Source organism: Arthrobacter sp. KBS0702 (assembly GCF_005937985.2).
Lineage (GTDB): Bacteria > Actinomycetota > Actinomycetes > Actinomycetales > Micrococcaceae > Arthrobacter.
The window spans coordinates 2,205,160-2,229,109 of sequence record NZ_CP042172.1 but is presented as its reverse complement, the minus strand read 5'-3'; the positions used below and the strand labels follow the sequence as shown (position 1 = coordinate 2,229,109).

Genomic DNA, 23,950 nt, shown 5'->3' with positions numbered 1-23,950 from the left:
CACGGCCGGACGGGTGCGCCAGCCATGAGCCGGATCATCGCCGGCGCCGCTGGCGGGACGCCGCTGGTGAGTGTGCCCGGCTCCCTTACCCGCCCCACCACGGACCGGGTCAAGGAGGCGTTGTTCTCCAGGCTCGACGCCTTCGAGGTCATCGCCGACGCCCGGGTCCTGGACCTCTACGCCGGTTCGGGCTCGCTCGGGGTGGAAAGCGCCAGCCGCGGCGCGCGCACCGTAGACCTGGTGGAATTCGACGGCAAAGCCAGCGAGGTCTGCCAGCGCAACGCGGACCTCGTCAATACCGTGGCGCGGGAGAAGACGGTCTCCGTGCACCGTTCAAAAGTCGAATCGTTCCTCGACCGGGCCGCGGAAGCGACCCGTTGGGACCTGGTGTTCCTGGACCCCCCGTACCCGCTGGACGAGGTGGCCCTGGCCGCGGTGCTCGCGAAGCTCCTTCCGCACCTGGCCGAGGGCGCCGTCGTCGTCGTCGAACGCTCGGCCCGGACCCCGGAGCCGAGCTGGCCGGAGGGGATGGAACGGTTCGCGGAGAAGAAGTACGGCGAAACCCGGCTTTGGTTCGCCGAGCCCGGGGTGGAACAAAGCCCGGAGGGCGGAGACCCGGCGGCTGAAACCGAGGGTTAGTCCGAAAGGACGTCCAGCTCGACACCGGAGAGCACCTTAGCCGGGTGCGGCCCGCGGGCGGTAAGGGCCGCGGTCCAGACGGCGGGCCACGGGCGCCGGGTGCCGGTCAGGATGATGTTGCCGGGGTAGCGGCCGCTGAACATGCCTGTCTCGGCAAACGCCGCCACGTCCGCCATGGCCCGGCGCAGCGCCGCCACCTGGCTCCGCACCAGGGTCAGGCCCGGATCGTCGCCGACATTGACGATCAGCACGCCGCGCTCGGTCAGCCGCGCGGCGGCTTCCTGGTAGAACTCCGTGCAGGCAAGGTGCGCAGGTGCCTCCGGGCCGGAGAAGACGTCCAGAATCACGACGTCGAACCGCAGTTCCGCGGGGAGCGCGCCCAGCGACTCGCGGGCATCGCCGATCACAGTCTGCAGCGACGTCCCCTCGGGCAGCGGCAGCTGCTGGAGCACGAAGTCAAGCAGTTCCCTTTCGAGTTCCACCGCGTACTGCACGGAACCCGGCCGGGTCGCCTGGATGTAGCGTGCCAGCGTCAGGGCGCCAGCTCCGAGGTGGAGGGCCGTGATGGGTTCGCCCCAGGGCGCCGCGAGATCCACCACATGGCCGATCCGGCGCAGGTACTCGTAAAAAATGTCGGCCGGATCGGCCAGATTGACGTGGGACTGCTCGGCGCCGCCGATGCTCAGCACGAAGCCGCCCTCGGTGAACTCATCGGCCTCGATCACGGCATGCTGGCCCGTGGTCCGCAGGAAGCGCGTGGCCGCCGATGTTCCGTCCGCGCTCACAGCCTGTCCCGGAGCGTGGAGAGCCGCTCGGCGGCTTCCTCCAGGATGTAGGTCTTCTTGCAGAACGCAAAGCGGAGCAGGCTGCGCGTCCGCTCGGCCCCCTCGGCGTGGCAGAACACCGGCACCGGGATGGCGGCGACACCTACCAGTTCCGGGAGCCGGCGGGCGAGGTCCACCGAATCGGAGATTCCCAGCGGGGCGGTGTCCACATTAACAAAATAGGTCCCTTGCGGGGTGAAGACGTCCAGCCCCGCCGCGCGGAGCCCTTCGCTGAGGATGTCGCGCTTGAGCCGCAGCGTGTCGGCGATGCCGGCGTAGAACTCGTCGGGCAGGCCCAGGCCCACCGCGATGGCGCTTTGGAAGGGCGTTCCGGAGCTGTAGCTGAGGAACTGCTTGACGGTCCGGGCCGCGGCCACGAGGTGTTCGGGGCCACTGAGCCAGCCGATCTTCCAGCCGGTGAAGGAAAACGTCTTGCCGGCCGAGGAAATGGTCAGAGTGCGCTCGGCGGCGCCGGGCAGCGTCGCGATCGGCAGGTGCCGGGCGCCGAAGGTGAGGTGTTCGTAGACCTCGTCGGTGATGATCACGGCGTCGTGCCGGACGGCGAGCTCGACGACGCGTTCGAGCACTTCGCGCGGGCATACCGCTCCTGTCGGGTTGTGCGGATTGTTGACCAGCACCACCTTGGTACGGTCGCTGAACGCCGCCGCGAGGGCGTCCAGGTCCGGCATAAAGTCGGGCGCGAGCAGCGGCGCGGTCACGTGCCGGGCGCCGGAGAGCCCGATGATGGCGCCATAGGAGTCATAGAACGGCTCGAACGTGAGGACCTCGTCGCCGGGCCCTACCAGGGCCAGCAGCGCGGCGGCGATGGCCTCGGTGGCGCCCGTGGTGACGATGATTTCCGTCTGCGGATCCGGAGTAAGCCCGTAGAAACGCTCCTGGTGCAGCGAGATCGCCTCCCGCAGTTCCAGGATGCCCTTGCCCGGGGCGTACTGGTTGGCGCCGGCGGCGATCGCGGCCTGGGCGGCGTCCTTGATCTCCGCCGGCCCGTCCTCGTCCGGGAAGCCCTGGCCGAGGTTGATGGCCCCGGTCCGGAGGGCCAGAGTCGTCATTTCCTCAAAGATCGTGACGCCCAGGTCCCCGCCGGGGGAGAGCAGGTTGGCGCCGGTGGCCGCACGCTGCCAGGGGGAGAGCGGCTGGGTGCTCACGGGGTTCCCGCCTTGTCCGTCCGTCCGGTGAACTTGTCCATCGTGGTGTAGATGCCGAAGACTTTCCCGCCAACGAAGTCCCAGGCCCGGACCGGCAGCAGGCCGCGCAGCACCTTGCCCAGCTGCGCGGTCGCCGGGGCAATCAGTTGCGGCTGGCCGGCAACCGTGGCGCGCCAGGCGCGGTTGACGGCGTCGTCCGGGGTCATCAGGGGCGTGAACAGCGGGCCCCGGGCGCCGGCGAACATGCCCGTGGAGATGTAGCTGGGGCAGAACGTGGTCACCTTGAGGTGGTCATGGCCCTGCTGCTCGAGTTCCAGCCGCAGCGAGTCGCTCCAGCCGATGACCGCCCACTTGGAGGCGGCGTAGACGCTCATGCGCGGGTTGGAGACGGTCCCGGCGGCGGAAGCGATGTTCAGGATCCGCCGCGGACGGCCGGCGTCGGCCATCATCGCCGGCAGGAACGCGTGCGTGACGTACATCGGGGCCAGGGCGTTGATGTCCATGGTCAGGGCGATGTCCCGCGCCGGATCGTGGTCCCAGAACAAGGCGCCGCGCACGATGCCGGCATTGTTGATGAGCAGGGTCAGCGGACCCTCGGTCTGCGCTTCCGCGGCGGCCTCCGCGATCGCCTCCCGGCTGGCCAGGTCCACCCGGCGGGCGACGGCCCGCGCGCCGAGTGCCGTGACCTCGCGGGCCGTTTGGGCCAGGCCGTCGGCGTCGACGTCCCAGAGCACAACAACAGCGGCACCCTCACGGGCAGCGCGCAGGGCGTAGAGGCGCCCCATGCCCATCGCGGCCCCCGTCACAAGGACGACGCCGCCGGCGACGGTGAACGGTTCGCGCACGGACTCGGCAGAAGAACTCTTAGATGCTGACATTCCGCCATGCTATCCCGGCCCGCGCAGCCGATGGGGTAGGTTCGGAGCATGAGACGCGCCGTATGCCCTGGCTCCTTTGACCCTATCCACAACGGCCACCTGGAAGTCATCGCCCGGGCGGCCAGCCTCTTCGACGAGGTCATTGTGGCGGTGTCCACCAACTACGCCAAGAAGTACCGTTTTGGGCTCGAGGAACGGCTCGACATGGCGAGGGAGACCCTGGCCTCGCTGCGCGGCATCGTGGTGGAGCCCGTGGGGCAGGGCCTGCTGGCCGACTACTGCCGGCAGCGCGGAGCCTCCGCCATCGTCAAGGGGCTGCGCTCCTCCTCGGACTTCGACTACGAGCTGCCGATGGCCACCATGAACCGGCAACTTACCGGCGTGGAGACGGTGTTCATTCCGGCCGAGGGCCATTACCTGCACCTGTCCTCCACCCTGATCAAGGAAGTCTTCACCCTCGGCGGGGATGTGTCCGAGTTTGTGCCGAAGTCCGTGCTGAAGCGGCTGGGGTCCGGCGAGCCGGGTCGGGGACCCGCCGCGTAGAGGGTAAGCTAGATCGGTACTCGGCGGCCTGCTGCCGGTTGCGCGGCCCTACCGGGCCCGGGGTGCGGTGCTGAGCCGCGCGCTGCCCTCCGGTTTGAGTCCGTCCGGAAGTTCAGGCTAAGATGGTACGTCGGTCATATGTTCAACAGGAGTTCTCATTAAACGAGATGCTAGTTCGCCCCTGGCGTTCGACGTCAAGGACCTCGGACGCAGTCCGGGAAGCATGCGGACACTGACGGAACATGTACCCGCGCCAAGTGATCTTGGTGTGGCGCTCATTGGCGTGCAGGAAGGCTCGGATGTCGAGCTGGATCTGCGCCTGGAGGCCGTACACGAAGGAATTCTGGTATCGGGCACCGCAAACGTCGTAGTAACCGGCGAATGCGGTCGATGCCTGGATCCCCTTGCGTATGACCTTGAGGTCAATGTGCAAGAACTTTTCTTCTACGGGGATGCTGAATTCCCGGATGAAGAAGACGAACAAGAGCAACGTCGAGTCGAGCACGATCTGATCGATCTTGAGCCGGTGTTGCGGGACGCAGTTGTCACTATGCTGCCGTTCCAGCCGGTGTGCCGGGAAGACTGCCAGGGCCTTTGCTCCGAATGCGGAGTTCGCCTGGAAGACGAGCCGGGGCACCACCACGAGGTCGTAGATCCTCGCTGGGCTGCCCTAGCTGATCTGGCTAAGCCTGACCGGCAAAACTGATTTGTAAGTGTTGGACTAGAGAGAAATGAGTTAGCCGTGGCTGTCCCGAAGCGGAAAATGTCTCGCTCGAATACCCGCGCCCGCCGCTCCCAGTGGAAGGCAACTGCCCCCCACCTGGTGAAGACCGTGGAAAACGGACAGGTTGTTTACAGCCTGCCGCACCAGGCAAAGGTCGTTACCGACTCGGCTGGCACCGCGCTGTTCCTTGAGTACAAGGGCCGCAAGGTCGCAGACGTCTAATCCGCCAACAGGCTGACTAAGATGTCTTCAACTGAAGAGCTTCTGAAGCGTCTCGGTGTCTCTATTGACGCCGGGACGCTTCGTCTTGCTCTGACACACCGTTCCTACGCCTACGAAAACGGCGGCATCCCCACCAACGAGCGTCTTGAGTTCCTGGGCGATTCCATCCTGGGCTTCTCCGTGACCGACGCGTTGTACCGCGACAACCCGGACCTGCCCGAAGGTGACCTGGCCAAGCGCCGCTCCGCCGTCGTGAGCACCCGGGCGCTGGCCGGGATCGGCCGCAGCATCGGGCTGGGGGAGTACATCTACCTCGGCCAGGGCGAGAAGCTCACCGAGGGCAAGAACAAGGCCTCCATCCTGGCGGACACCATGGAGGCGCTGATCGGCGCGACCTACCTGTCCAACGACCTCGAGACTGCACGCCAGCTCGTGATGCGCCTGATCGGGCCGCTGCTCCAGGACGCTGCCGCGCTGGGAGCCGGCACCGACTGGAAGACCAGCATCCAGGAACTGGCAGCCAGCCGCCAGCTCGGGACGATCAACTATCTCGTGGAGGGCTCCGGCCCGGACCATGCGCGTTCATTCGAAGCTGTGCTGCGGATCGGCGGCACCGACTACGGCACCGGCTCGGGAAATTCCAAGAAGGAAGCCGAGCAGGAAGCCGCCGCGGACGCCTGGCGCCGACTCTCCGCACCCGCCCCGGCCCGCACCCCGGACACTGCGCCGACCGAGGCTGCCCCGGCGGAGTCCCCGAAGCTCAAGTCCCAGACCGGCAGCTAGGCGCCACCTTGCCTGAACTGCCCGAGGTGGAGGTCGTCCGGCGCGGCCTGGTGAACTGGGTGCGGGGCCGGACCATCACCGCCGTGGAGGTGCTGGATCCGCGCTCCATCCGCCGCCACGCGCTGGGCACCGAGGACTTCACCGGAAACCTGGAAGGCGCCCGCGTCCTCGACGTGGTGCGCCGCGGAAAATTCCTCTGGCTCCCGCTCGCGGACACCGCGGCCGACCCAGACACCCGGAGTGCCGACGTCGCGGGTTCCGGCGACGCTGTCTCGGGAAATGCGGCGGCGCCGTCGGTGGCCCTGATGGCCCACCTCGGCATGTCCGGCCAGCTGCTGATGCAGGACGCCGCCGTCGCGGATGAAAAGCACCTGAAGATCCGGCTCCGGCTGAGCCCGGCGGCGGGCATGCCCGAACAGCTGCGCTTCGTGGACCAGCGCATCTTCGGCGGGCTGTTCCTCACATCCCTGATCCCCACGCCCGACGGCCGTCCCGGCGGCCTGGCTGAAACGCCGTTGCCGCTGATCGCGGAGGAAGCCGCGCACATCGCCCGGGACCCGCTGGACCCGTACTTTTCCTTCGAGGAGTTCTACCGCCGGCTCCGGGCGCGGAGAACCGGCCTCAAGCGGGCCCTCCTGGACCAGGGGCTGGTCTCGGGCATCGGCAATATCTATGCGGACGAGGCACTCTGGCTCGCCAGGCTCCACTACGCCCGGCCCACGGACACGCTCCGCCGCTCCGAGGCGCTGCGGGTCCTCGACGCCGCCCGCGAGGTCATGACGGACGCCCTTGCAGCCGGGGGTACCAGCTTCGATTCCCTCTACGTCAACGTCAACGGCGCGTCCGGGTACTTCGAAAGGTCCCTCAACGCCTACGGCCGCGAGGGCCTGGAATGCCGCCGCTGCGCCGGTGCCGGAATCGTAAGCTTAATGAAGCGCGAGCAGTTCATGAACCGCTCCTCCTACACCTGCCCCGTCTGCCAGCCGCGGCCGCGGAACGGCCGCTGGTGATCCGCGCTGCGGGTGCCGCAAATCCGCGGGATTCCGCCGCGAACCCATTAGATTTAGGGCAGCATACGCCCCCGCTGCCGCCACCCAGGAGACCCGGAACACCTTGCACCTCAAAAGTCTGACCGTCAGAGGGTTCAAGTCGTTCGCTTCCGCGACGACTTTCGAATTCGAACCCGGCGTCACCGCCGTGGTGGGCCCCAACGGCTCCGGCAAGTCAAACGTGGTGGATGCGCTGTCCTGGGTGATGGGCGAACAGGGCGCCAAGACCCTCCGCGGCGGCAAGATGGAGGACGTCATCTTCGCCGGAACTTCCGGCCGCCCGCCGCTGGGCCGGGCCCACGTCTCGCTGACCATCGACAACAGCGACGGCGCCCTGCCGATCGACTACAGCGAAGTCACGATCTCCCGCACGCTGTTCCGCACCGGCGGCTCCGAATACGCCATCAACGGTGCAAGCTGCCGGCTGCTGGACATCCAGGAGTTGCTCTCCGACTCCGGCCTGGGCCGTGAAATGCACGTCATCGTCGGGCAGGGACAGCTGGACAAGGTCCTGCACGCCACCCCGGAGGACCGGCGCGGCTTCATCGAGGAGGCGGCCGGCATCCTCAAGCACCGCCGCCGCAAGGAAAAGACGGTCCGCAAACTCGAGGCTATGCAGGCCAACCTCGCCCGGCTCAGCGACCTCACCGGAGAAATCCGGCGCCAGCTCACGCCGCTGGGCAAGCAGGCCGAGGTGGCCCGCCGCGCCCAGACGGTGCAGTTCGAGGTCCGCGACGCCCGCTCACGGCTGCTGGCCGACGACCTGGTCCAGCTGCAGTCCGTGCTGGAGCAGGACGTCGCGGACGAGACCGCACTCAAGGCCCGCCGCGGCGTCGTCGAACGCGAGCTCGAAAGCGGCCGCCAGCGCCAGGCCGGGCTGGAACAGCTCGCCGCGGAGGCCACCCCGAAGCTCAACGCCGCGCGGGACAACTGGTACCAGCTCTCCTCCGGACGGGAACGGCTGCGCTCCCTCGGCTCGCTCGCCGAGGAACGCAGACGCCTGCTCGGTGCGGCCGACGTCGCCCCCGACGCCGGGCGGGACCCCGAGCAACTGGAGAAGCAGGCAGCCCGGGTCCGGGCCGAGCAGGCCGGGCTGGAAACGGGCATCATCGAGCGGCGCGCCGCGCTGGACACCGCCACCGCCGCCAAGCAGGAGGCCGAAAACGCGGCCGCCGCAGAAGACAAGCGCCTCGCCACCCTGCTGCGGGCCGCCGCGGACCGCCGGGAGGGCCTTGCCCGGCTCGCGGGCCAGGTGGGCGCCGCGAGGTCCCGGGTCGAATCCGCCCAGGCCGAGCTTGGCCGGCTGAGGGATTCGCAAAAGGCCGGCGAGGAACGGCGCCGTCACGCCCAAAGCGAGTTCACCGCCCTCGAGTCCCAGGTTGCGGGCGTCGAGGACGGCGAGGAAACCCTCGACGCCGAATACGAGGCCGCCACCGAGGCCCTGGACGCCGTCGTGGCTGAAATCGACGCCCTCAAGGCGGCCGAACGGGAGGGTGAGCGGGAACGAGATGCCCTCGTGGCCCGCCGCGACGCCCTGCAGCTTGGCCTCAACCGCAAGGACGGCTCGGAGCATGTACTGGCCGCGGAGCTGCCCGGCGTGCTCGGGCCGCTGGCGGGCATGCTGACCGTGGAGGCCGGCTACGAGGCCGCCATCGCCGCCGCGCTGGGCAGCAGCTCGGATGCCGTCGTCGTCCGCGACGCCGCCTCCGCCGCCACCGCGGTGCAGCTCCTCAAGGACGACGACGCCGGCCGGGCGTCGCTGCTGCTGGCCGGAGCGCCGGCGGCACCTGCCCAGGTCCGGGATGGCGGGCTTCCCGCCGGCGCCCGCTGGGCCGCCGCGCTCGTGACCCCCGCCGGGGACAAATCTGCCGGGAACAAGTCCGCCGGGGGCACGTCCGGCGGAGACACGGTCGGCGGCGAGGTGCCGCTGGCTCAGCTGCTGGCTCAGCTCCTGGACGGCGCCGCCGTCGTCGAGGACCTCGATGCCGCGGCGCGGCTGATCGCCGCCCGGCCGGAACTGACCGCCGTAACCCGGGCCGGTGACGTGTTCACGGCGTTCACCGTCAGCGGCGGCTCCGCCTCGGCGCCGTCACTGCTTGAGGTTCAGGCCGCCGTCGACGACGCCGCTGCCCGGATCGCCCGCGTCGGTGCGGAACTGGAACGCAACCGCTTCGCCCTGTCGGCCGCGGAATCCCGGCGCGCCGCCGCCCAAGAACGCGCGGACGCCGCCCTGGAAAAACTGCACGACTCCGACGCCCGGCTCGCCGCCGTGGCGGAACGGCTGGGCCACCTGAACTCGGTGCTGCGCAGCGCCGTTGGGGAAAGTGAACGGCTCGCCGCGTCGCTGGCCCGGGCGGAAGCGAACATCCAGGCGGAACAGGAGGCCTTGGAGGCTGTCGCTGCCAGGCTCGCCGCCGCCCAGGAGGCCCCCGCCGAGGAAGAACCCTCGCCGGAGCACCGGGACGCCCTCGCCCTGGCGGCATCCGCGGCGCGGTCGGCCGAGATGGAGGCCCGCCTCTCGCTGCGCAGCGCGGAGGAACAGCTGACCGCCATCCGTAACCGGGCGTCCTCCCTGGAACGGGCCGCAGCCACCGAGCGCCGCGCCCGCGAGGAGGCCGCCGAACGGGCCCGCCGCCGCCGGCTCCAGGCCGGCCGCGCCGCCGCTGTGTCCGCGGCCGTGGAGCAGGTGATCGGTTTCATTGACGTCTCGGTCGAACTGGCCCGCCGCGAACGCGACCTGGCGGAGGAACGCCGCGAGCAGATGGAGCGCGAACTGGCCGAGGTGCGCACCGGCAACGACGCGCTCGCCCGCGAACTGGCCGAGCTGACCGATTCCGTGCACCGCGACGAACTGGCCCGCGCGCAACAGCGCCTCCGGATCGAGGCCCTTGAACTGCGCAGCGTTGAGGAACTCGGACTCACCGCGGACCAGCTCGTCGCCGACTTCGGCCCCGACCGGCCCGTGCCGGTGCCGGCCGGCGAATCCGGGGACAAATGGGCGGCGCTCCGCGCCCCGGTGGACCAGGACGGGCAAGAGATTGTCGAAGGCAAACCCTTCGTCCGCGAAGAACAGGAAAAGCGGCTCCGCAAGGCCGAACGCGACCTCTCCGCCCTGGGCCGGGTCAACCCGCTGGCGCTGGAGGAATTCGCTGCCCTTGAGGAACGCCACCAGTTCCTGAGCACGCAGCTGGAGGACCTCAAGTCCAGCCGCAAGGACCTGCTGGACATCATCAAGGAAGTCGATGAGCGTGTGCAGAAGGTCTTCGCCGAGGCCTTCGAAGACACCGCCGCCCAGTTCGTCCGGGTCTTCGCCCGGCTCTTCCCGGGCGGCGAGGGCCGGCTGGTCCTGACCGACCCCTCGGACATGCTCACCACCGGCATCGAGGTGGAGGCGCGCCCCGCCGGCAAGAAGATCAAGCGGCTCTCCCTGCTCTCCGGCGGCGAAAGGTCGCTGACGGCGGTGGCCCTGCTGGTGGCGATCTTCAAGGCCCGGCCCTCGCCGTTCTACGTGATGGACGAGGTCGAGGCCGCCCTGGACGACACCAACCTGGGCCGCCTCATCACGATCTTCGAGGAACTGCGCGAGTCCAGCCAGCTGATCGTCATCACGCACCAGAAGCGCACCATGGAAGTCGCTGATGCGCTCTACGGCGTGACCATGCGCGGCGATGGCGTCTCTACCGTGATCAGCCAGCGGCTCGGTGCCGAGGTCTGAGAACCTTGGCTTCACGGCCGTCCCGGGCAGGAGGGAGGGCCGCCCGGGGCATTTGGGGTTTATGAGAAGCTAGGGGAGTGAACGACATCCTCCCCATCATCCTGCCCATCCTCGTTGCCCTGGTGGTCCTCGGTGCGCTGATTCCGGTGCTCCTGAAGACCCGGAAGAACATCACCAACTACCCCTCGCAGCGCGACGCGAACGACCCCGTGCAGGGTTCCGGCGGGGGCACGCTGCTGGAGGACCGCCCGGCGCCGCCCCGCGGGCGCACGCCCTCGGAAACCGGTGAGCTCGAAGGGCTCGAAACCGTCGAGGTGCCGGACAACGTCGCCGGCCTCGAGACCGTTCCGGTCGAGACCCCGCTGCCGGTGGCGGGCCGCCTGACCCGGCTGCGCGAGCGCCTGGTCAAATCCAACAACATCTTTGGCAAGGGCCTGCTCACCCTGCTCTCGGCGGACAAGATCGACGAGAACGTCTGGGACGAAGTCGAGGAGACCCTGCTGCTGGCTGACCTCGGCACCGAGCCAACAATGCAGCTCGTGGACGCCCTCCGGGAGCGCGTGAAGGTGCTCGGCACCCGTTCGCCCGAGCAGGTCAAGGAGCTGCTGCGCGAGGAACTGATCAAGCTTGTGGATCCCGGCATGGACCGGAGCCTGAATGTCGAGCGGCACGCGGACAAGCCAGCGGTGATGATGGTCGTGGGTGTCAACGGCGTCGGCAAGACCACCACGGTGGGCAAACTTGCCCGTGTGCTTGTCGCCGAGGACAAGGACGTGCTGCTGGGCGCCGCGGACACTTTCCGCGCCGCCGCAGCCGAACAGCTTGCCACCTGGGGCCAGCGCGTCGGCGTGCCCACGGTCAAGTCCGACGTCGACGGGGCGGACCCGGCGTCCGTCGCCTATGAGGCGGTCAAGGCCGGCATCGACCAGGAAGTCGACGTCGTGATGATCGACACCGCCGGCCGGCTGCAGAACAAGGTCGGCCTGATGGACGAGCTCGGCAAGGTCAAGCGCGTCATCGAAAAGCTCGCCGAGGTGGACGAGGTGCTGCTGGTCCTGGACGCGACCACCGGTCAGAACGGCCTGAACCAGGCCCGCGTCTTCGCCGAGGTCGTCAACATCACCGGCATCGTGCTGACCAAGCTGGACGGCACCGCCAAGGGCGGCATCGTCGTCGCGATCCAGAAGTCGCTCGGCGTCCCTGTCAAGCTGGTCGGGCTCGGTGAAGGGGCAGACGACCTGGCGCCCTTCGACCCGGAGAGCTTCGTGGACGCGCTGCTGAACTAGACCGGTCCCGGCTTAACCCGGAAGGTCTCCCGGGCCAGCAGCCAACCGACGGCCGCGGCGAGGAGTACCCCGCCGGTGACGCCAAACGCCCAGCCGTAGCCCAGCCGGTCCGCCAGCAGCCCCGCGATGACCGGGCCCACGATCGCGCCACTGTCCTGGGTCATCTGGAACACGGCCAGCACCTTGCCGCCGGAGCGTTCGTTGCCCACGACGTCGGCGATGGCCGCCTGCTGGGCGGGCCCGAGCAGGCCGGACCCGATGCCCGCGATGGTCGAGGCGAGCAGGAACAGGGGCAGGTCGTGGGTCAGGCCGATGGAGGCGGTGGCGAGGCCGGTGACGAGCAGTCCGGCCAGCATCATCGGCTTGCGGCCCGCGCTGTCGGCCAGCCGCCCGGAGAACGTCAGTGCGATGGCGTTGCCGGCCGCGAAGACCGCCAGCGCCCAGCCGGCGGAGGAGGAACCGGCGCCCAGCGCGGCGACGGCAAAGAGCGGCACCGTGGCCATCCGGACACCGAAGGTGGCCCAGCCGTTGGCAAAGCTGGACGCCAGGCCGGCCCGGTACGCGCTGTCCCGCAGCGCGTCACGGAGCAGCATCGGCGGGGCGGCGGCACCCGCGTCGCGCGAGCCCGCCGGGACGTGGCTGAGCTGGGTCTGCACGACGGCGGCGGCCAGCACCAGCGCGGCCGCGTACGCCAGGAACGGCACCCGGAGGCCGAAGCTGGCCAGCAGGCCGCCCACGATCGGCCCGCACACATTGCCGATCAGGAAGGCCGAGGCGTACGCGCCGGAGACCCGTCCGCGGCTCTCCGGCGGCGCCAGCCGCACCACGAGGGCCATCGACGCCACTGTGAACATCACCGAACCGGCGCCGCCGAGGCCGCGGAACACCAGCAGCTGCCAGTAGTCCTGGGCGAAGGCACAGGCGGCCGTGGACGCCGCCACGATCAGCAGCCCGGCCACGTACACCGGGCGTTCGCCCAGCCGCACGATCAGCGCGCCGCCGGCGGGTGCGAACACAAGCCGCATGAACGCGAAGATGCTGACAATCACCGCCGCCGCTGTCGCCCCGACGTCGAACGTGGTGGCGAACTGCGGGAGTACCGGCGCTACGAGGCCGAAGCCCAGCGCAATGAGGAAGGCCGCGACCAACATCACCTTGATGTCCCGGGGCAGGCGGGGGCCGGCGGGTTGCCGGAGCCAGGCCGGGCGCCGGGTTCCGGCGACGGAACGGGTTGTTTTGCTCATGGTGCTGCTTTCGGTGTTGCTTCTGGTGCCTCGTGGCAGGGAGGGGCGTGATGGAAGGCGTGAAACATAACCGTAACAAGCGCGAGACGCACCATTTACTTCCGGGAGGTTCTTGTAACAGCCCGGCAATGTAAATCCTCCGCCGGTGAAACACTGCACCAGCAAACTCTTCTTAGAACGCAAAAATGCGTTGGACTGGCGGACTGGTTCCGCACCTAAGAGCAAGAGAGGACGTAGACCATGGAACTCACCGCGGGTCTCGTTTGGCTCCTGGTCGCATCAGCCCTCGTGCTGTTCATGACCCCGGGCCTGGCATTTTTCTATGGCGGCATGACGCGCGCCAAGTCAGCCTTGAACATGATGATGATGAGCTTCGTCGCCATCGGCACCGTGGGCATCATGTGGGTCCTGTGGGGCGCGTCCATGGCCACCAGCAACGAAGACAACTTCTTCCAGATCTTCGCGAACCCGTTCAGCCACTTCGGGCTGCACAACTTCACTGACCCGGCGGACCTGCTCAAGGTCGGTTACGCCGCCACCTTCGCCATCATCACCGTCGCCCTCATCTCCGGCGCCGTGGCGGACCGCGCCAAGTTCTCCGCGTGGGTCATCTTCACGCCGATCTGGGCCACCCTCGTCTACGCACCCTTGGCCTTCATGGTCTGGGGCGGCGGCCTGTTCTCCAAGGACGGCTGGTTCGGCCAGACGTTCGCCCCGGTGATCGACTTCGCCGGCGGCACCGTGGTCCACATCAACGCCGGCATCGCCGGCCTCATCCTGGTCCTGGTGATCGGCAACCGCAGGGGCTTCGGCAAGGACCCGAACCACCGCCCGCACAACATCCCGTTCGTCATGCTCGGTGCCGCCATCCTGTGGTTCGGCTGGTTCGGCTTCAACGCCGGTGCCGCCGCAACCGTGGAGCAGGCGGGCCTCATCTGGATCAACACCCTTGCCGCCCCCGCCGCGGCGATGCTCGGCTGGCTCGCGGTGGAGCGCTTCCGTGACGGCCACCCGACCTCCCTCGGTGCAGCCTCCGGCGTGGTGGCCGGCCTGGTCGCCATCACCCCGGCCTGCGCCAACGTCTCCCCGCTGGGCGCCATCGCCCTCGGCGCCGTCGCCGGTGTCGCCTCGGCCCTCGCCGTCGGCTTGAAGTTCAAGTTCGGTTACGACGACTCGCTCGACGTCGTCGGCGTTCACCTGGTCTCCGGTGTCGTCGGCACCGTGGCCATCGGGTTCCTGGCCACCCCGTCCCAGGGTCCCGCCGGCCTGTTCTACGGCGGCGGCAGCACCCAGCTCGTCGCCCAGGTCCTCGCCGCGGTCTTCTCCATCATTTTCACCGCGGTCATGACCTTCATCATCGCCTTCCCAATCCACAAGCTGATGGGCTTCCGGGTCTCCCAGGAGCAGGAAGTGGTGGGCGTGGACCTCAGCCTGCACGCCGAAACCGCCTACGAGTTCGGCCTCAGCGGCCGGGGCGGAAGCTTCCAGCCGTTGCACGAACTGATCACCGGCAAGCAGTTGGGCGAAACCGTGCAGGTTCCCGCCGGGGACGCCGTGAGCGTCCCGACACACGGTAAGAAGACCGCAGCAGGCAAAGAAAGCGTGGAAGCATGAAACTGATCACGGCCATCGTCCGTCCGGAAAAACTCGACGCCATCCGCGAAGGCCTGGAAGCCTACGGGGTGCAGGGCCTGACGGTCAGCGCAGCGAGCGGCTACGGCCGGCAGCGCGGCTACACCGAGGTGTACCGCGGCGCCGAGTACAACGTGGACCTGCTGCCCAAGATCCGGGTCGAGGTGCTCGCCACCGACGAACAGGCGGACGACATCCTGGATGTCATCATCGCCAGCTCGAACACCGGCCGGGCCGGTGACGGAAAGGTCTGGACGATGGATGTGTTCGAGGCCGTGCGTGTCCGCACCGGAGAACGCGGCGCGGCCGCCATCTAGCTGCAGCCCTCCAGCCGCACCGCGCCAGCGGATCGCGATCGGGGGTTGCGACAGCGGGCCGGATACCTGAAAAGGTGTCCGGCCCGCTTTTCGTTCGCCGCTATGCCGGCCAGCCCTCCGGCCCGGGCGAGCCGGCGGCGTATTCCTCCAGCGGCACGCTGTCCCGGGCCCAGGCCTTCAGCACGGGCTCGACGATACGCCAGCAGTCTTCGGCGGTGTCGCCGCGCACGGACAGCAGCGGGTCGCCGCTCAGCACCCCTTCGAGGACTTCACCGTAGGGCAGCAACTCTGAAGCGCTGAGTTCGGCCTTGAGCGTGGCCCGGTCCAGGCTCAGGATGTTGCCGGGGCCGTTGACATCGACGTCGAACTGCAGCGTGTCCGGGCCAAAGCCGATCCGCAGCTGGTTGGGGGAGTCCACGCCGGTGAAGCCCTTGGGCAGGTGCGGCACCGGCCGGAAGGTCACCACGGCCTCCTTGCGCATGGCGCCCAGGGCCTTGCCCGAGCGGAGGATGAACGGCACACCCTGCCAGCGCCAGTTCTCGATGTCCACCTGCACCTCGGCGAGGGTCTCGGTGTTCCGGGACGCGTCCACGCCCTCTTCCTTGGCGTAGTCGGGCACCTTGCGGCCGTCGATGGAGCCGGCGGTGTACCGTGCCCGGCGCGTGTTCTTGGCATACGGGGCCTTAATGCTGCTGGCACGCAGCAGCGTGGCGACGGCGTCCCGGAGGTCCCGCTCGTCCACCGAGGCGGGCGGTTCGATCGCCATCAGGGCCATGATCTGCAGCAGGTGGCTCTGGATCATGTCGCGCAGGGCGCCGGCGCCGTCGTAGTAGCGGGCCCGGCCCTCCAGCGCCAGGTCTTCGTCGAAGATGATCTCCACCTTCTCGATATGCTGCCGGTTCCACACCGGCTCCAGGAACGTGTTCGCGAAACGCAGGCCCAGGATGTTCAGCACCGTGGCCTTGCCCAGGAAGTGGTCCACCCGGTGGATGTGGTCCTCCGGGACCAGTGCGGCGAGTGTCCTGTTCAGGTCCCGTGCGGACTCCTCGCTGGAGCCGAAGGGTTTTTCCATCACCAACCGGGTCCCGGCAGGCACCTGCTCCGGAGTCAGGGCCTCGCAGGCCAGCTGACTGATCCGGGGCGGCAACGCGAAGTACACGGCCACGGGACCCTCCAGAGTGGCCAGCAGCCCGGCGAGCTGGCCTTCGGCTGTGACGTCCAGCCGGTGGTAGCTGGTGTTCTCGCGGATCCGCTTCAGCTCCCGCTTGCCGGCGGAGTTGGCCTGCGAATTGGCGTCGGCGAAGGAGGTTTCCAGCCGTTCCAGCCACTGCTCCGGGGTCCAGTCGTCCGAGCCGGCACCCACCAGGGTGAGCCCGGGCGTGTGGCCGCGCGCCACCAGCCGGGCCAGCCCGGGCAGCAGCAGCCTGCCGGTCAGGTCGCCGGACGCGCCGAGGATGAGCAGGGTCTTTACCGTTGTTTGACTGGTCACCTACGCCAGCATGCCACCTTGAAGGCGCGTCTTGGTACCCTAGATAGTCGAGTCCCGTTGTCGAGGCAGTTCGTTCCGGCGAAACGCTCACGACTCTGGCGCGCCGCTCCGGCCGCCAGCTGTAGATCCACTGAAAGAAGTGCACGGCGCGTGTTCAATTCACTCTCTGACCGGTTGACAGCAACCTTCAAGAACCTCCGTGGCAAGGGCCGCCTCACCGAGGCGGACGTTGACGCCACGGTCCGCGAGATCCGGCGTGCCCTGCTGGACGCCGACGTTGCCGTCCCGGTGGTCCGGGAGTTCACCGCCCGCGTACGCGAGCGTGCCCTCGGCGCCGAGGTCTCCGGCGCGCTGAACCCGAGCCAGCAGATCGTGAAGATCGTCAACGAGGAACTCGTCGAGATCCTCGGCGGCGAAACCCGCCGCATCCGGCTGGCCAAGACCGGGCCCACCATCATCATGCTCGCCGGCCTCCAGGGCGCCGGCAAGACCACCCTCGCCGGCAAGCTATCCCGCTACCTCAAGGCGCAGGGCCACAGCCCCATGCTGGTGGCCTGCGACCTGCAGCGCCCCAACGCCGTGACGCAGCTGCAGGTCGTCGGCCAGCGCGCCGGCGTCCCCGTCTTCGCCCCGCACCCGGGTGCCACCTCCACCGAGCTGGACCACCCGGCCGGGGACCCGGTCGCCGTCGCCCGCGCCGGCGTCGAGGAAGCCAAGCGCACCCTGCACGACGTCGTAATCGTGGACACCGCCGGCCGCCTCGGCGTCGACGCGGAAATGATGGACCAGGCCCGCCAGATCCGCCGGGCCATCGTCCCCAACGAAGTCCTCTTCGTGATCGACTCGATGATCGGCCAGGATGCCGTCAACACGGCAATGGCCTTCGACGAGGGCGTCAACTTCACTGGCATCGTGCTTTCCAAGCTCGACGGCGACGCCCGCGGCGGTGCCGCGCTTTCCGTCGCGTCGGTCACCGGCAAGCCCGTCATGTTCGCGTCCACCGGCGAAGGCCTGGACGACTTCGAACTGTTCCACCCGGACCGGATGGCCTCGCGCATCCTCGACATGGGCGACGTGCTCACCCTGATCGAACAGGCCGAAAAGTCCTGGGACAAGGACGAAGCCGCCCGGATGGCGAAGAAATTCGCCGACCAGGAAGACTTCACCCTCGAGGACTTCCTCGCCCAGATGCAGCAGATCCGCAACATGGGCTCAATGAAGAAAATGCTCATGATGATGCCCGGCGCGCAGAATATCCGCCAGCAGCTGGAGCAGTTCGACGAGCGCGAGATCGACCGCGTCGAGGCGATCGTCCGGTCCATGACCCCGCACGAGCGCGTGGCCCCGAAGATCATCAACGGTTCCCGCAGGGCCCGCATCGCCCGCGGTTCCGGCGTGCACGTCTCCGAGGTCAACGGACTGCTGGAACGTTTTGCGCAGGCACAGAAGATGATGAAGAAGATGGCTGCCGGCGGTGGTATGCCCGGAATGCCGGGGATGCCCGGAATGGGTGGCGGCGGAGCCCGCAAGGGTGCCAAGAGCGCGCCGAAGAAGAAGGCCCGCTCCGGCAACCCTGCCAAGGCCGCACAGGAACTCAAGGACGCGGAGGCACGGCGTGCCGCCGGAGCCAAGGCCGTGCCCACCGGCGCAGCCTTCGGCCAGCCGGGCGGCGAGTTCGACCCGTCCCAGTTGAACCTGCCCAAGGGCTTCGACAAGTTCCTCGGCGGCAGCAAGTAGCGGAAGCCGCAGTGCCTCCGACAGGATGCCGGCGGTGAGGATGTCGTCGGCCCCGATGACGGGGCCGTGCCATAGGCTTAGGACATGTTCAAGCAGCGCGTAGTTTTCGTCCACGGTGCCGGCAGTTTTGGCGCCGCAGCGTGGCCGAAGCAGCATGGCATGGCCTTGAGCTACGACGCCCTGTTCCTGCGGCGGCACGGTTTCGACCGCGTGGCCGAACCGCTGGAAACGGACTTCGCGGCTGACGCCGGCATTGTCTTGCGGGCCCTGGCCGACGACGGCCGCGGCGAGGCCGGCGGGCACGTGGTGGCCCACTCGCAGGGCGCCATCGCGGCCATGATGGCCGCCGTCGAACGTCCCGACCTCGTGAAGTCGCTCTCCCTGGTGGAACCCGCCTGCTTCTCACTGACCGCCGAATTGCCGGCGACGGCGGCGCACCGGGCCCTCATGCAGCCGCTCTTCGACGTCCGGCACCAACTTGGCGATGAGGACTTCCACCGCGAGTTCGTGCGCCGGGTCTTTGCCGCCCACGCCCCGGTCCGCGGAACCGTTGGCGCACCCGCGGCCGACGACCGGCGGGAACAGCGCCGGCTCCGTTTGCAGGCCCCGCCGTGGGACGCCCCGCTGCAGATTGTCCCGGGCGTCCCCACCCTGGTCCTCACCGGCGGCTGGGAACCGCTGTACGAGGAAATCGCCGGTTACCTGAGGGAGACCGGGGCCCTGCACCGCACCGCCCCGGGAGGGCACCGGCCGCAGGATTCGAAGGAAGGCGACCGTGTCATCAGATCCTTCATCGCCGACGTCAACCGCAGCCGACACGCCCAGGCTTCTTAGGAATTTTGCCGGTCGGGCGCCCACCCGACGGGATGGGCGCCCGGCCTCGGCCTAGGGCTGTGCCTGGGCCTGTGCGCCCACGGTGGGTTCGGGCAGGTAGACCTTGCCGCCGGCTGCCAGGAATTCGTCACTCTTCTCCCGCATTCCGGCCGCCATCTGGGCCAACGCTGCCTGCGAATCCGCCGAACCGTATTCGTCCCGGATATCCTGGCTGATCCGCATGGAGCAGAACTTCGGCCCGCACATCGAGCAGAAATGGGCTGTCTTGGCGGGCTCCGCCGGCAGGGTCTCGTCGTGGAATGCCTCGGCGGTCACCGGGTCCAGGGAAAGCGCGAACTGGTCCCGCCAACGGAATTCAAACCGGGCCTTGGACAGGGCATCGTCACGTTCGTGCGCCCCGGGGTGACCCTTGGCGAGGTCGGCGGCATGCGCGGCGATCTTGTAGGTGATCACGCCGGTCTTCACGTCGTCCTTGTTCGGCAGCCCCAGATGCTCCTTCGGCGTGACGTAGCAGAGCATGGCGGTCCCGTAACGGGCGATCTCGGTGGCGCCAATGGCCGAGGTGATGTGGTCATAGCCCGGTGCGATGTCCGTGACCAGCGGCCCCAAGGTGTAGAAGGGCGCGCCCTTGCAGAGTTCCTGCTGGCGCTCCACGTTTTCCCGGACGAGGTGGAACGGCACATGACCCGGGCCTTCCACCATGACCTGGACATCGAAGTCCCAGGCCCGCTGCGTGAGCTCCGCCAAGGTGTCCAGTTCGGCAAACTGCGCGGCGTCGTTGGCGTCCGCCGTCGACCCCGGCCGCAGACCGTCGCCGAGAGAGAAGGCGACGTCGTAGCGGGCGAAAATTTCGCACAGCTCGTCGAAATGCGTGTAGAGAAAGTTCTCCTGATGGTGCGCAAGGCACCACCCGGCCATGATGGAACCGCCCCGGGACACGATGCCGGTGACCCGGTTGGCGGTCAGCGGGACGTACCGCAGCAGCACCCCGGCGTGGATAGTCATGTAGTCGACGCCCTGCTCACACTGTTCGATCACCGTGTCACGGAAGATCTCCCAGGTCAGGGCGTTTGCTTCGCCGTTGACCTTTTCCAGTGCCTGGTAAATCGGGACCGTGCCGATGGGTACGGGGGAATTGCGGATGATCCATTCGCGGGTCGTGTGGATGTCGTCCCCGGTCGAAAGGTCCATCACCGTGTCCGCACCCCACTGCGTCGCCCATTGGAGCTTGTCGACTTCTTCAGCGATGGAGCTGGTCACCGCGGAGTTGCCGATGTTCGCATTGATCTTGACCAGGAACGCCTTCCCGATGATCATCGGCTCGGACTCCGGGTGGTTGATGCTGCTCGGGATGATGGCCCGGCCCGCGGCCACTTCGCGGCGGACAAGCTCGGCGTCGCAGTTCTCTCGCAGCGCGACGAAGCGCATCTCGGGTGTCACGATGCCCTGTCTGGCGTAATGCATCTGGGTCACCGTCCGTCCTTCAACGGCCCGGCGCGGCTCCGGAGGTGCGCCCTGCCATTCCGCCGAGGCGGCACCCCGTCGAACCGCGGACTTCCCGTCGTCGAGCAGGGTCCGTTCCCGGCCGCTGTACGGTTCCGTGTCCCCGCGCCCGTTGATCCAGTCCCGGCGGAAGGGGGCCAGGCCCACCACCGGGTCGCTTCCCGGGCCGGCGGTGCGGTACACCCGGAACGGAGGATTCGCGACGCCGCCCGGGGAAGGCTCCAGGGCAATTTCGGTTATGGGGACGCGGATCCCGCTGTCTTCGACGTAGGCCAGGGCATGCGACTTCAGGGACTGCGTCACGGCCATTGCTGCGGCGTTCTGGCCGTTCTGGGCAGGGCTGTGCTGGGGATTTGATGTGCTCAAAGAAATACTCACTTCCTTCGCCGGCATTACCCGGACAGGTTCAACGGTCGCAGGCTGCGTCAGCCCGATCTCAGCCCCTGCAAGGGCACCCGTGTGGTCGTAGACGAAGCTACCACAGCCCGCCGGGACGCCGTCGAGGGATGCAGCAAGCCCCCGTGCTAGCGTGGCAGCGTGATTCAGAGCAGGGCCGTGCCCCGCATCAAGGCGGCGACGCCGGACGACCTCCGGAGCCTGCCGGCGCTCGAGGCGGCGGCCGATCGGCTGCTCCAGACGGCGCTCGGGTGCCAGCCGCTTCCCGCCGCCGAATCGCCGACGCCGGTTGGACTGGTTCTCTACCTCGTTGCCGGAACCCCTCCCGTGGGGTTCGCCCGTATCGATGAAGTCGACGGCCAGGCCCATCTGGAGCAGCTCTCGGTTCATCCGGATTTCGCTGGGCGGGGGCTAGGGCGATCCCTGATGGAGGCAGCCCTCGACGCGGCCCGCTGCCGGGGCTATGAATCCATGACTCTGTGCACGTTTGCCGACGTTCCGTTCAATGCGCCGTTTTACGCGAGCTGCGGTTTCCACGTGGTCCCCGAACCTTCAGGGGACCTGGCGGCCCTGCGTGCCCACGAGGCGCAATTGGGGCTGGATGCCCTGGGTCGGCGGACTGCCATGCGGATTAGGCTATAAGCCGTGAGCGGCATCATCGAGTTCAGCGGCCCAGTACTCACCGCGGCGGACCAGGAGCGGCACGGGCTGTGGGCCGTGGACGGCAGGCTTACCTTCGAGCCTCCCGCGGCTGCGCCGCACCGTGTGCTGAAGGGGTGGGTCATCCCCGGCCTCGTCGACGCCCACTGCCACATCGGGCTGGGCCCCGGCGGCGATGTCACGGAGGACGTTGCGGAGCAGCAGGCGCTGACCGACCGGGACGCGGGTACCCTGCTGGTCCGCGACGCCGGCGCCGTGCACGACACCCGTTGGCTGCAGCAGCGCAGGGAACTGCCGCGCCTCGTCCGCTCAGGCCGGCACATCGCGAGGACGCGCCGCTACCTGCGCGGCTTCGCCGTCGAAGTAGAACCCGAGGGCCTCGTGGAGGCTGTCCGCAAGCAGGCCCGGGCCGGGGACGGCTGGGTCAAGCTGGTGGGGGACTGGATCGACCGCGACGCCGGCGACCTCGCTGCGAGCTTCCCTGCCCGGGTCGTCAAGGACGCGGTCCGGGCCGCCCACGACGAAGGCGCCCGGGTTACGGCGCATTGCTTCGCGGAGGACACCCTGGACGACATGCTCGACGCCGGCATCGACTGCATCGAACACGGGACCGGGCTGCTTCCCCGGCACCTGCCCCGCTTCGTCGAGCAGGGCGTCCCGATTGTTCCCACGCTGATCAATATCGCCACCTTCCCGGACATCGCCGCCCAGGCCGAGGCAAAGTTCCCCCGCTACGCGGCCCACATGCTCGGGCTCTGGGAACGCCGCGCCGAGCGGATCCTCGAAGCGTACGAGGCCGGCGTGGCCATCTATGCGGGAACAGACGCCGGCAGCGTCATCAAGCACGGACGCATCGCGGATGAGGTGGAGGCGCTGCATGCCGCCGGACTCCCCGCCGGTGCCGCCCTCGACGCCGCAACCTGGGCCGCGCGGGACTGGCTCGGGGCCGACGCCATCGCGGAGGGTGCCAGTGCTGACGTGCTGCTTTGCCCCGAGGATCCCCGCAGGAACCTCGCCACCCTGCAAACGCCCATGGGCATCGTGCTGCGCGGCGAACTGATCCGCCACGCGGGTATCCCGCTTTAGGAATAAATTGAAGCTTCAAGTAATTTAAGTCTATGTAAAGGTCTCCGAAAGTCGGCGGCCACAGAACCACCGGAGCGTTTCGATGACCGCAGAAGCCAGCACCCAGGATCTCCTTCCTGCCGAACTCACCATGGGCACCGTGATGCTCAAGGTCGGCGACATGAAGCTCATGACGGACTACTACCAGCGCGCTCTCGGCCTCGACGTCGTTGCCGAGCAGGACGGGGGACTCTACCTCGGGCGCAAGGCAAAGCCTCTGGTCCACCTCGCCCCGGCCCCCGGGCTAAACCTGCCCTCCCGCGGGGAGGCCGGCCTCTTCCACACCGCCCTGCTGTTCGAGGACCAGCCCGCCCTGGCCGCCACCGTCGCCTCTGCCGCGCAGTACGAGCCGCAGTACTTCACCGGCAGCGCCGACCACCTTGTCAGCGAGGCCTTCTACTTCAACGACCCCGAGGGCAACGGCATCGAGCTCTACTGGGACCGGCCCCGCGAGGCCTGGGCCTGGGAGGGCAGGAACGTTGTCATGGATAGCCTTGCCCTGCCGCCGCAGCGCTACCTGCAGCAGCACCTCACCGAAGCGTCGCTTGCCGGGCAGCGGGAGGCGGACGCCGGCGTCGGGCACGTCCACCTGCAGGTCGGCGACGTGCAGTCCGCCCATGACTTCTACGTCGGCACGCTCGGCTTCGAGAAGACCGCAGGCTGGCATGGCCAGGCACTCTTCGTCTCCGCCGGCGGCTACCACCACCACATGGCCATGAACGTCTGGAACAGCCGCGGCGCCGGACCGCGCCGCGACACGCTGGGGCTCGGCGAGGTGCTGATCGAAGTGCCCTCCGGCGACGACGTCGCAGCCCTGGCAGACCGGCTCAAGACGGCCGGCGTCCAGTCCCACCACACCGGGGCCGAACTGCGCTTCGAGGATCCGTGGCGCAACCGGATCCGCGTCGCCGTCCGCTAGCCGGTCCGGACATGCTCGTTGCTGACTGCCTGCAACGAGCATGCCCATCGCTCGGCTCCACCAATGGGCATGTCCCTCCGTTCGGCGCTCCGCAGGATGAGCATGTCCATCCCCGGGTGCGGCCGATGAGTATGCCCATCCGGTGGGGCCGCTGCCGGGCATGCTCGTAATGTGCCGGCTTGGTCCGATGGGCATGTCCGGCGGGCGAACCCAGCAATGGACATAACCTGGTTATGTCCATTGCTCCACGTCAGCGAAGGGCATG

General features: G+C 68.5%; 21 protein-coding genes and 1 riboswitch. Of the genes, 15 read left to right on the top strand and 6 right to left on the bottom strand.

The window, feature by feature from the left end; genetic code table 11:
- Nucleotides 1–24 precede the first annotated feature (24 nt).
- The gene (gene rsmD, locus FFF93_RS10255; protein ID WP_138769006.1) at nucleotides 25–639 is read left to right on the top strand and encodes a 16S rRNA (guanine(966)-N(2))-methyltransferase RsmD; all 615 of its coding nucleotides are present in this window, start codon (nucleotides 25–27) and stop codon (nucleotides 637–639) included.
- Here the strand turns inward: rsmD and FFF93_RS10250 are convergent.
- From FFF93_RS10250 to FFF93_RS10240, 3 genes are read right to left on the bottom strand one after another with little or no spacing between them, the layout of a single operon-like run.
- Nucleotides 636–1,424: a spermidine synthase gene (locus tag FFF93_RS10250; protein ID WP_186372137.1), complete on the bottom strand. Its 789-nt coding sequence runs from the start codon at nucleotides 1,422–1,424 to the stop codon at nucleotides 636–638. The genes rsmD and FFF93_RS10250 overlap by 4 nt on opposite strands.
- On the bottom strand, nucleotides 1,421–2,629 hold the full coding sequence (locus FFF93_RS10245; RefSeq protein WP_138769007.1) for an aminotransferase class I/II-fold pyridoxal phosphate-dependent enzyme: 1,209 nt from the start codon (nucleotides 2,627–2,629) through the stop codon (nucleotides 1,421–1,423). The genes FFF93_RS10250 and FFF93_RS10245 overlap by 4 nt, the downstream gene beginning before the upstream one ends.
- Nucleotides 2,626–3,507, bottom strand: coding sequence for an SDR family NAD(P)-dependent oxidoreductase (locus tag FFF93_RS10240; protein WP_138769008.1), 882 nt, complete (start codon nucleotides 3,505–3,507; stop codon nucleotides 2,626–2,628). The genes FFF93_RS10245 and FFF93_RS10240 overlap by 4 nt, the downstream gene beginning before the upstream one ends.
- Nucleotides 3,508–3,555: 48 nt before the next feature.
- Between FFF93_RS10240 and coaD the strand changes: the two genes are divergently transcribed.
- The 7 genes from coaD to ftsY all read left to right on the top strand — a co-directional run bounded on the left by coaD (nucleotide 3,556) and on the right by ftsY (nucleotide 11,829).
- Nucleotides 3,556–4,050 (top strand): pantetheine-phosphate adenylyltransferase, encoded by a 495-nt coding sequence (gene coaD / locus FFF93_RS10235; protein WP_138769009.1) that lies wholly within the window; start codon nucleotides 3,556–3,558, stop codon nucleotides 4,048–4,050.
- Nucleotides 4,051–4,231: 181 nt separating this feature from the next.
- Entirely contained in the window at nucleotides 4,232–4,756 is a 525-nt protein-coding gene (locus FFF93_RS10230; protein ID WP_138769010.1) for a DUF177 domain-containing protein, read from the top strand.
- 36 nt (nucleotides 4,757–4,792) lie between these two features.
- Complete coding sequence (rpmF, locus tag FFF93_RS10225) at nucleotides 4,793–4,996, top strand: 50S ribosomal protein L32 (RefSeq protein WP_056738282.1); 204 nt, start codon at nucleotides 4,793–4,795, stop codon at nucleotides 4,994–4,996.
- Between the two features lie 21 nt (nucleotides 4,997–5,017).
- Complete coding sequence (gene rnc, locus FFF93_RS10220) at nucleotides 5,018–5,779, top strand: ribonuclease III (RefSeq protein ID WP_138769011.1); 762 nt, start codon at nucleotides 5,018–5,020, stop codon at nucleotides 5,777–5,779.
- An 8-nt stretch (nucleotides 5,780–5,787) separates the two neighbouring features.
- Complete coding sequence (gene mutM, locus FFF93_RS10215; protein ID WP_138769012.1) at nucleotides 5,788–6,789, top strand: bifunctional DNA-formamidopyrimidine glycosylase/DNA-(apurinic or apyrimidinic site) lyase; 1,002 nt, start codon at nucleotides 5,788–5,790, stop codon at nucleotides 6,787–6,789.
- Between the two features lie 103 nt (nucleotides 6,790–6,892).
- Nucleotides 6,893–10,543 (top strand): chromosome segregation protein SMC, encoded by a 3,651-nt coding sequence (gene smc, locus FFF93_RS10210; protein ID WP_186372136.1) that lies wholly within the window; start codon nucleotides 6,893–6,895, stop codon nucleotides 10,541–10,543.
- Between the two features lie 77 nt (nucleotides 10,544–10,620).
- Nucleotides 10,621–11,829 carry a signal recognition particle-docking protein FtsY gene (gene ftsY, locus FFF93_RS10205; protein WP_138769013.1) on the top strand — a complete coding sequence of 403 codons (1,209 nt, stop codon included), beginning with the start codon at nucleotides 10,621–10,623 and terminating at the stop codon, nucleotides 11,827–11,829.
- Here the strand turns inward: ftsY and FFF93_RS10200 are convergent.
- A complete protein-coding gene (locus FFF93_RS10200) occupies nucleotides 11,826–13,073 on the bottom strand; it encodes an MFS transporter (RefSeq protein WP_138769014.1) in 1,248 nt (415 codons plus the stop codon). The two genes, ftsY and FFF93_RS10200, sit on opposite strands and share 4 nt — an antisense overlap.
- 240 nt (nucleotides 13,074–13,313) lie before the next feature.
- Between FFF93_RS10200 and FFF93_RS10195 the strand changes: the two genes are divergently transcribed.
- Nucleotides 13,314–14,687 (top strand): ammonium transporter, encoded by a 1,374-nt coding sequence (locus FFF93_RS10195; RefSeq protein ID WP_138769015.1) that lies wholly within the window; start codon nucleotides 13,314–13,316, stop codon nucleotides 14,685–14,687.
- Nucleotides 14,684–15,022, top strand: a complete 339-nt coding sequence (locus FFF93_RS10190; RefSeq protein WP_136322366.1) for a P-II family nitrogen regulator — start codon at nucleotides 14,684–14,686, stop codon at nucleotides 15,020–15,022. The genes FFF93_RS10195 and FFF93_RS10190 overlap by 4 nt, the downstream gene beginning before the upstream one ends.
- 100 nt (nucleotides 15,023–15,122) lie before the next feature.
- On the opposite strand, the gene FFF93_RS10185 is transcribed toward FFF93_RS10190, so the two are convergent.
- Nucleotides 15,123–16,511, bottom strand: coding sequence for a glucose-6-phosphate dehydrogenase (locus tag FFF93_RS10185; RefSeq protein WP_138769016.1), 1,389 nt, complete (start codon nucleotides 16,509–16,511; stop codon nucleotides 15,123–15,125).
- A gap of 150 nt (nucleotides 16,512–16,661) precedes the next feature.
- Here FFF93_RS10185 and ffh point away from each other — a divergent pair, with 150 nt between their 5' ends.
- Nucleotides 16,662–18,248: a signal recognition particle protein gene (gene ffh, locus FFF93_RS10180; protein ID WP_138769017.1), complete on the top strand. Its 1,587-nt coding sequence runs from the start codon at nucleotides 16,662–16,664 to the stop codon at nucleotides 18,246–18,248.
- 84 nt (nucleotides 18,249–18,332) lie between these two features.
- Nucleotides 18,333–19,082, top strand: a complete 750-nt coding sequence (locus FFF93_RS10175) for an alpha/beta fold hydrolase (protein WP_138769018.1) — start codon at nucleotides 18,333–18,335, stop codon at nucleotides 19,080–19,082.
- Between the two features lie 51 nt (nucleotides 19,083–19,133).
- On the opposite strand, the gene thiC is transcribed toward FFF93_RS10175, so the two are convergent.
- Nucleotides 19,134–20,951, bottom strand: coding sequence for a phosphomethylpyrimidine synthase ThiC (thiC, locus tag FFF93_RS10170; RefSeq protein ID WP_138769019.1), 1,818 nt, complete (start codon nucleotides 20,949–20,951; stop codon nucleotides 19,134–19,136).
- A riboswitch (TPP riboswitch) is annotated at nucleotides 20,947–21,054 on the bottom strand. (Overlaps the previous gene by 5 nt.)
- Nucleotides 21,055–21,122: 68 nt before the next feature.
- On the opposite strand from thiC, the gene FFF93_RS10165 reads away from it, so the two are divergent.
- The 3 genes from FFF93_RS10165 (at nucleotide 21,123) to FFF93_RS10155 (ending at nucleotide 23,685) form a co-directional block, all read left to right on the top strand.
- Nucleotides 21,123–21,623 carry a GNAT family N-acetyltransferase gene (locus FFF93_RS10165; protein WP_261375068.1) on the top strand — a complete coding sequence of 167 codons (501 nt, stop codon included), beginning with the start codon at nucleotides 21,123–21,125 and terminating at the stop codon, nucleotides 21,621–21,623.
- A 3-nt stretch (nucleotides 21,624–21,626) separates the two neighbouring features.
- On the top strand, nucleotides 21,627–22,727 hold the full coding sequence (locus tag FFF93_RS10160; protein ID WP_138769020.1) for an amidohydrolase family protein: 1,101 nt from the start codon (nucleotides 21,627–21,629) through the stop codon (nucleotides 22,725–22,727).
- An 82-nt stretch (nucleotides 22,728–22,809) separates the two neighbouring features.
- Nucleotides 22,810–23,685, top strand: a complete 876-nt coding sequence (locus FFF93_RS10155; RefSeq protein WP_138769021.1) for a VOC family protein — start codon at nucleotides 22,810–22,812, stop codon at nucleotides 23,683–23,685.
- Nucleotides 23,686–23,950: the final 265 nt, after the last annotated feature.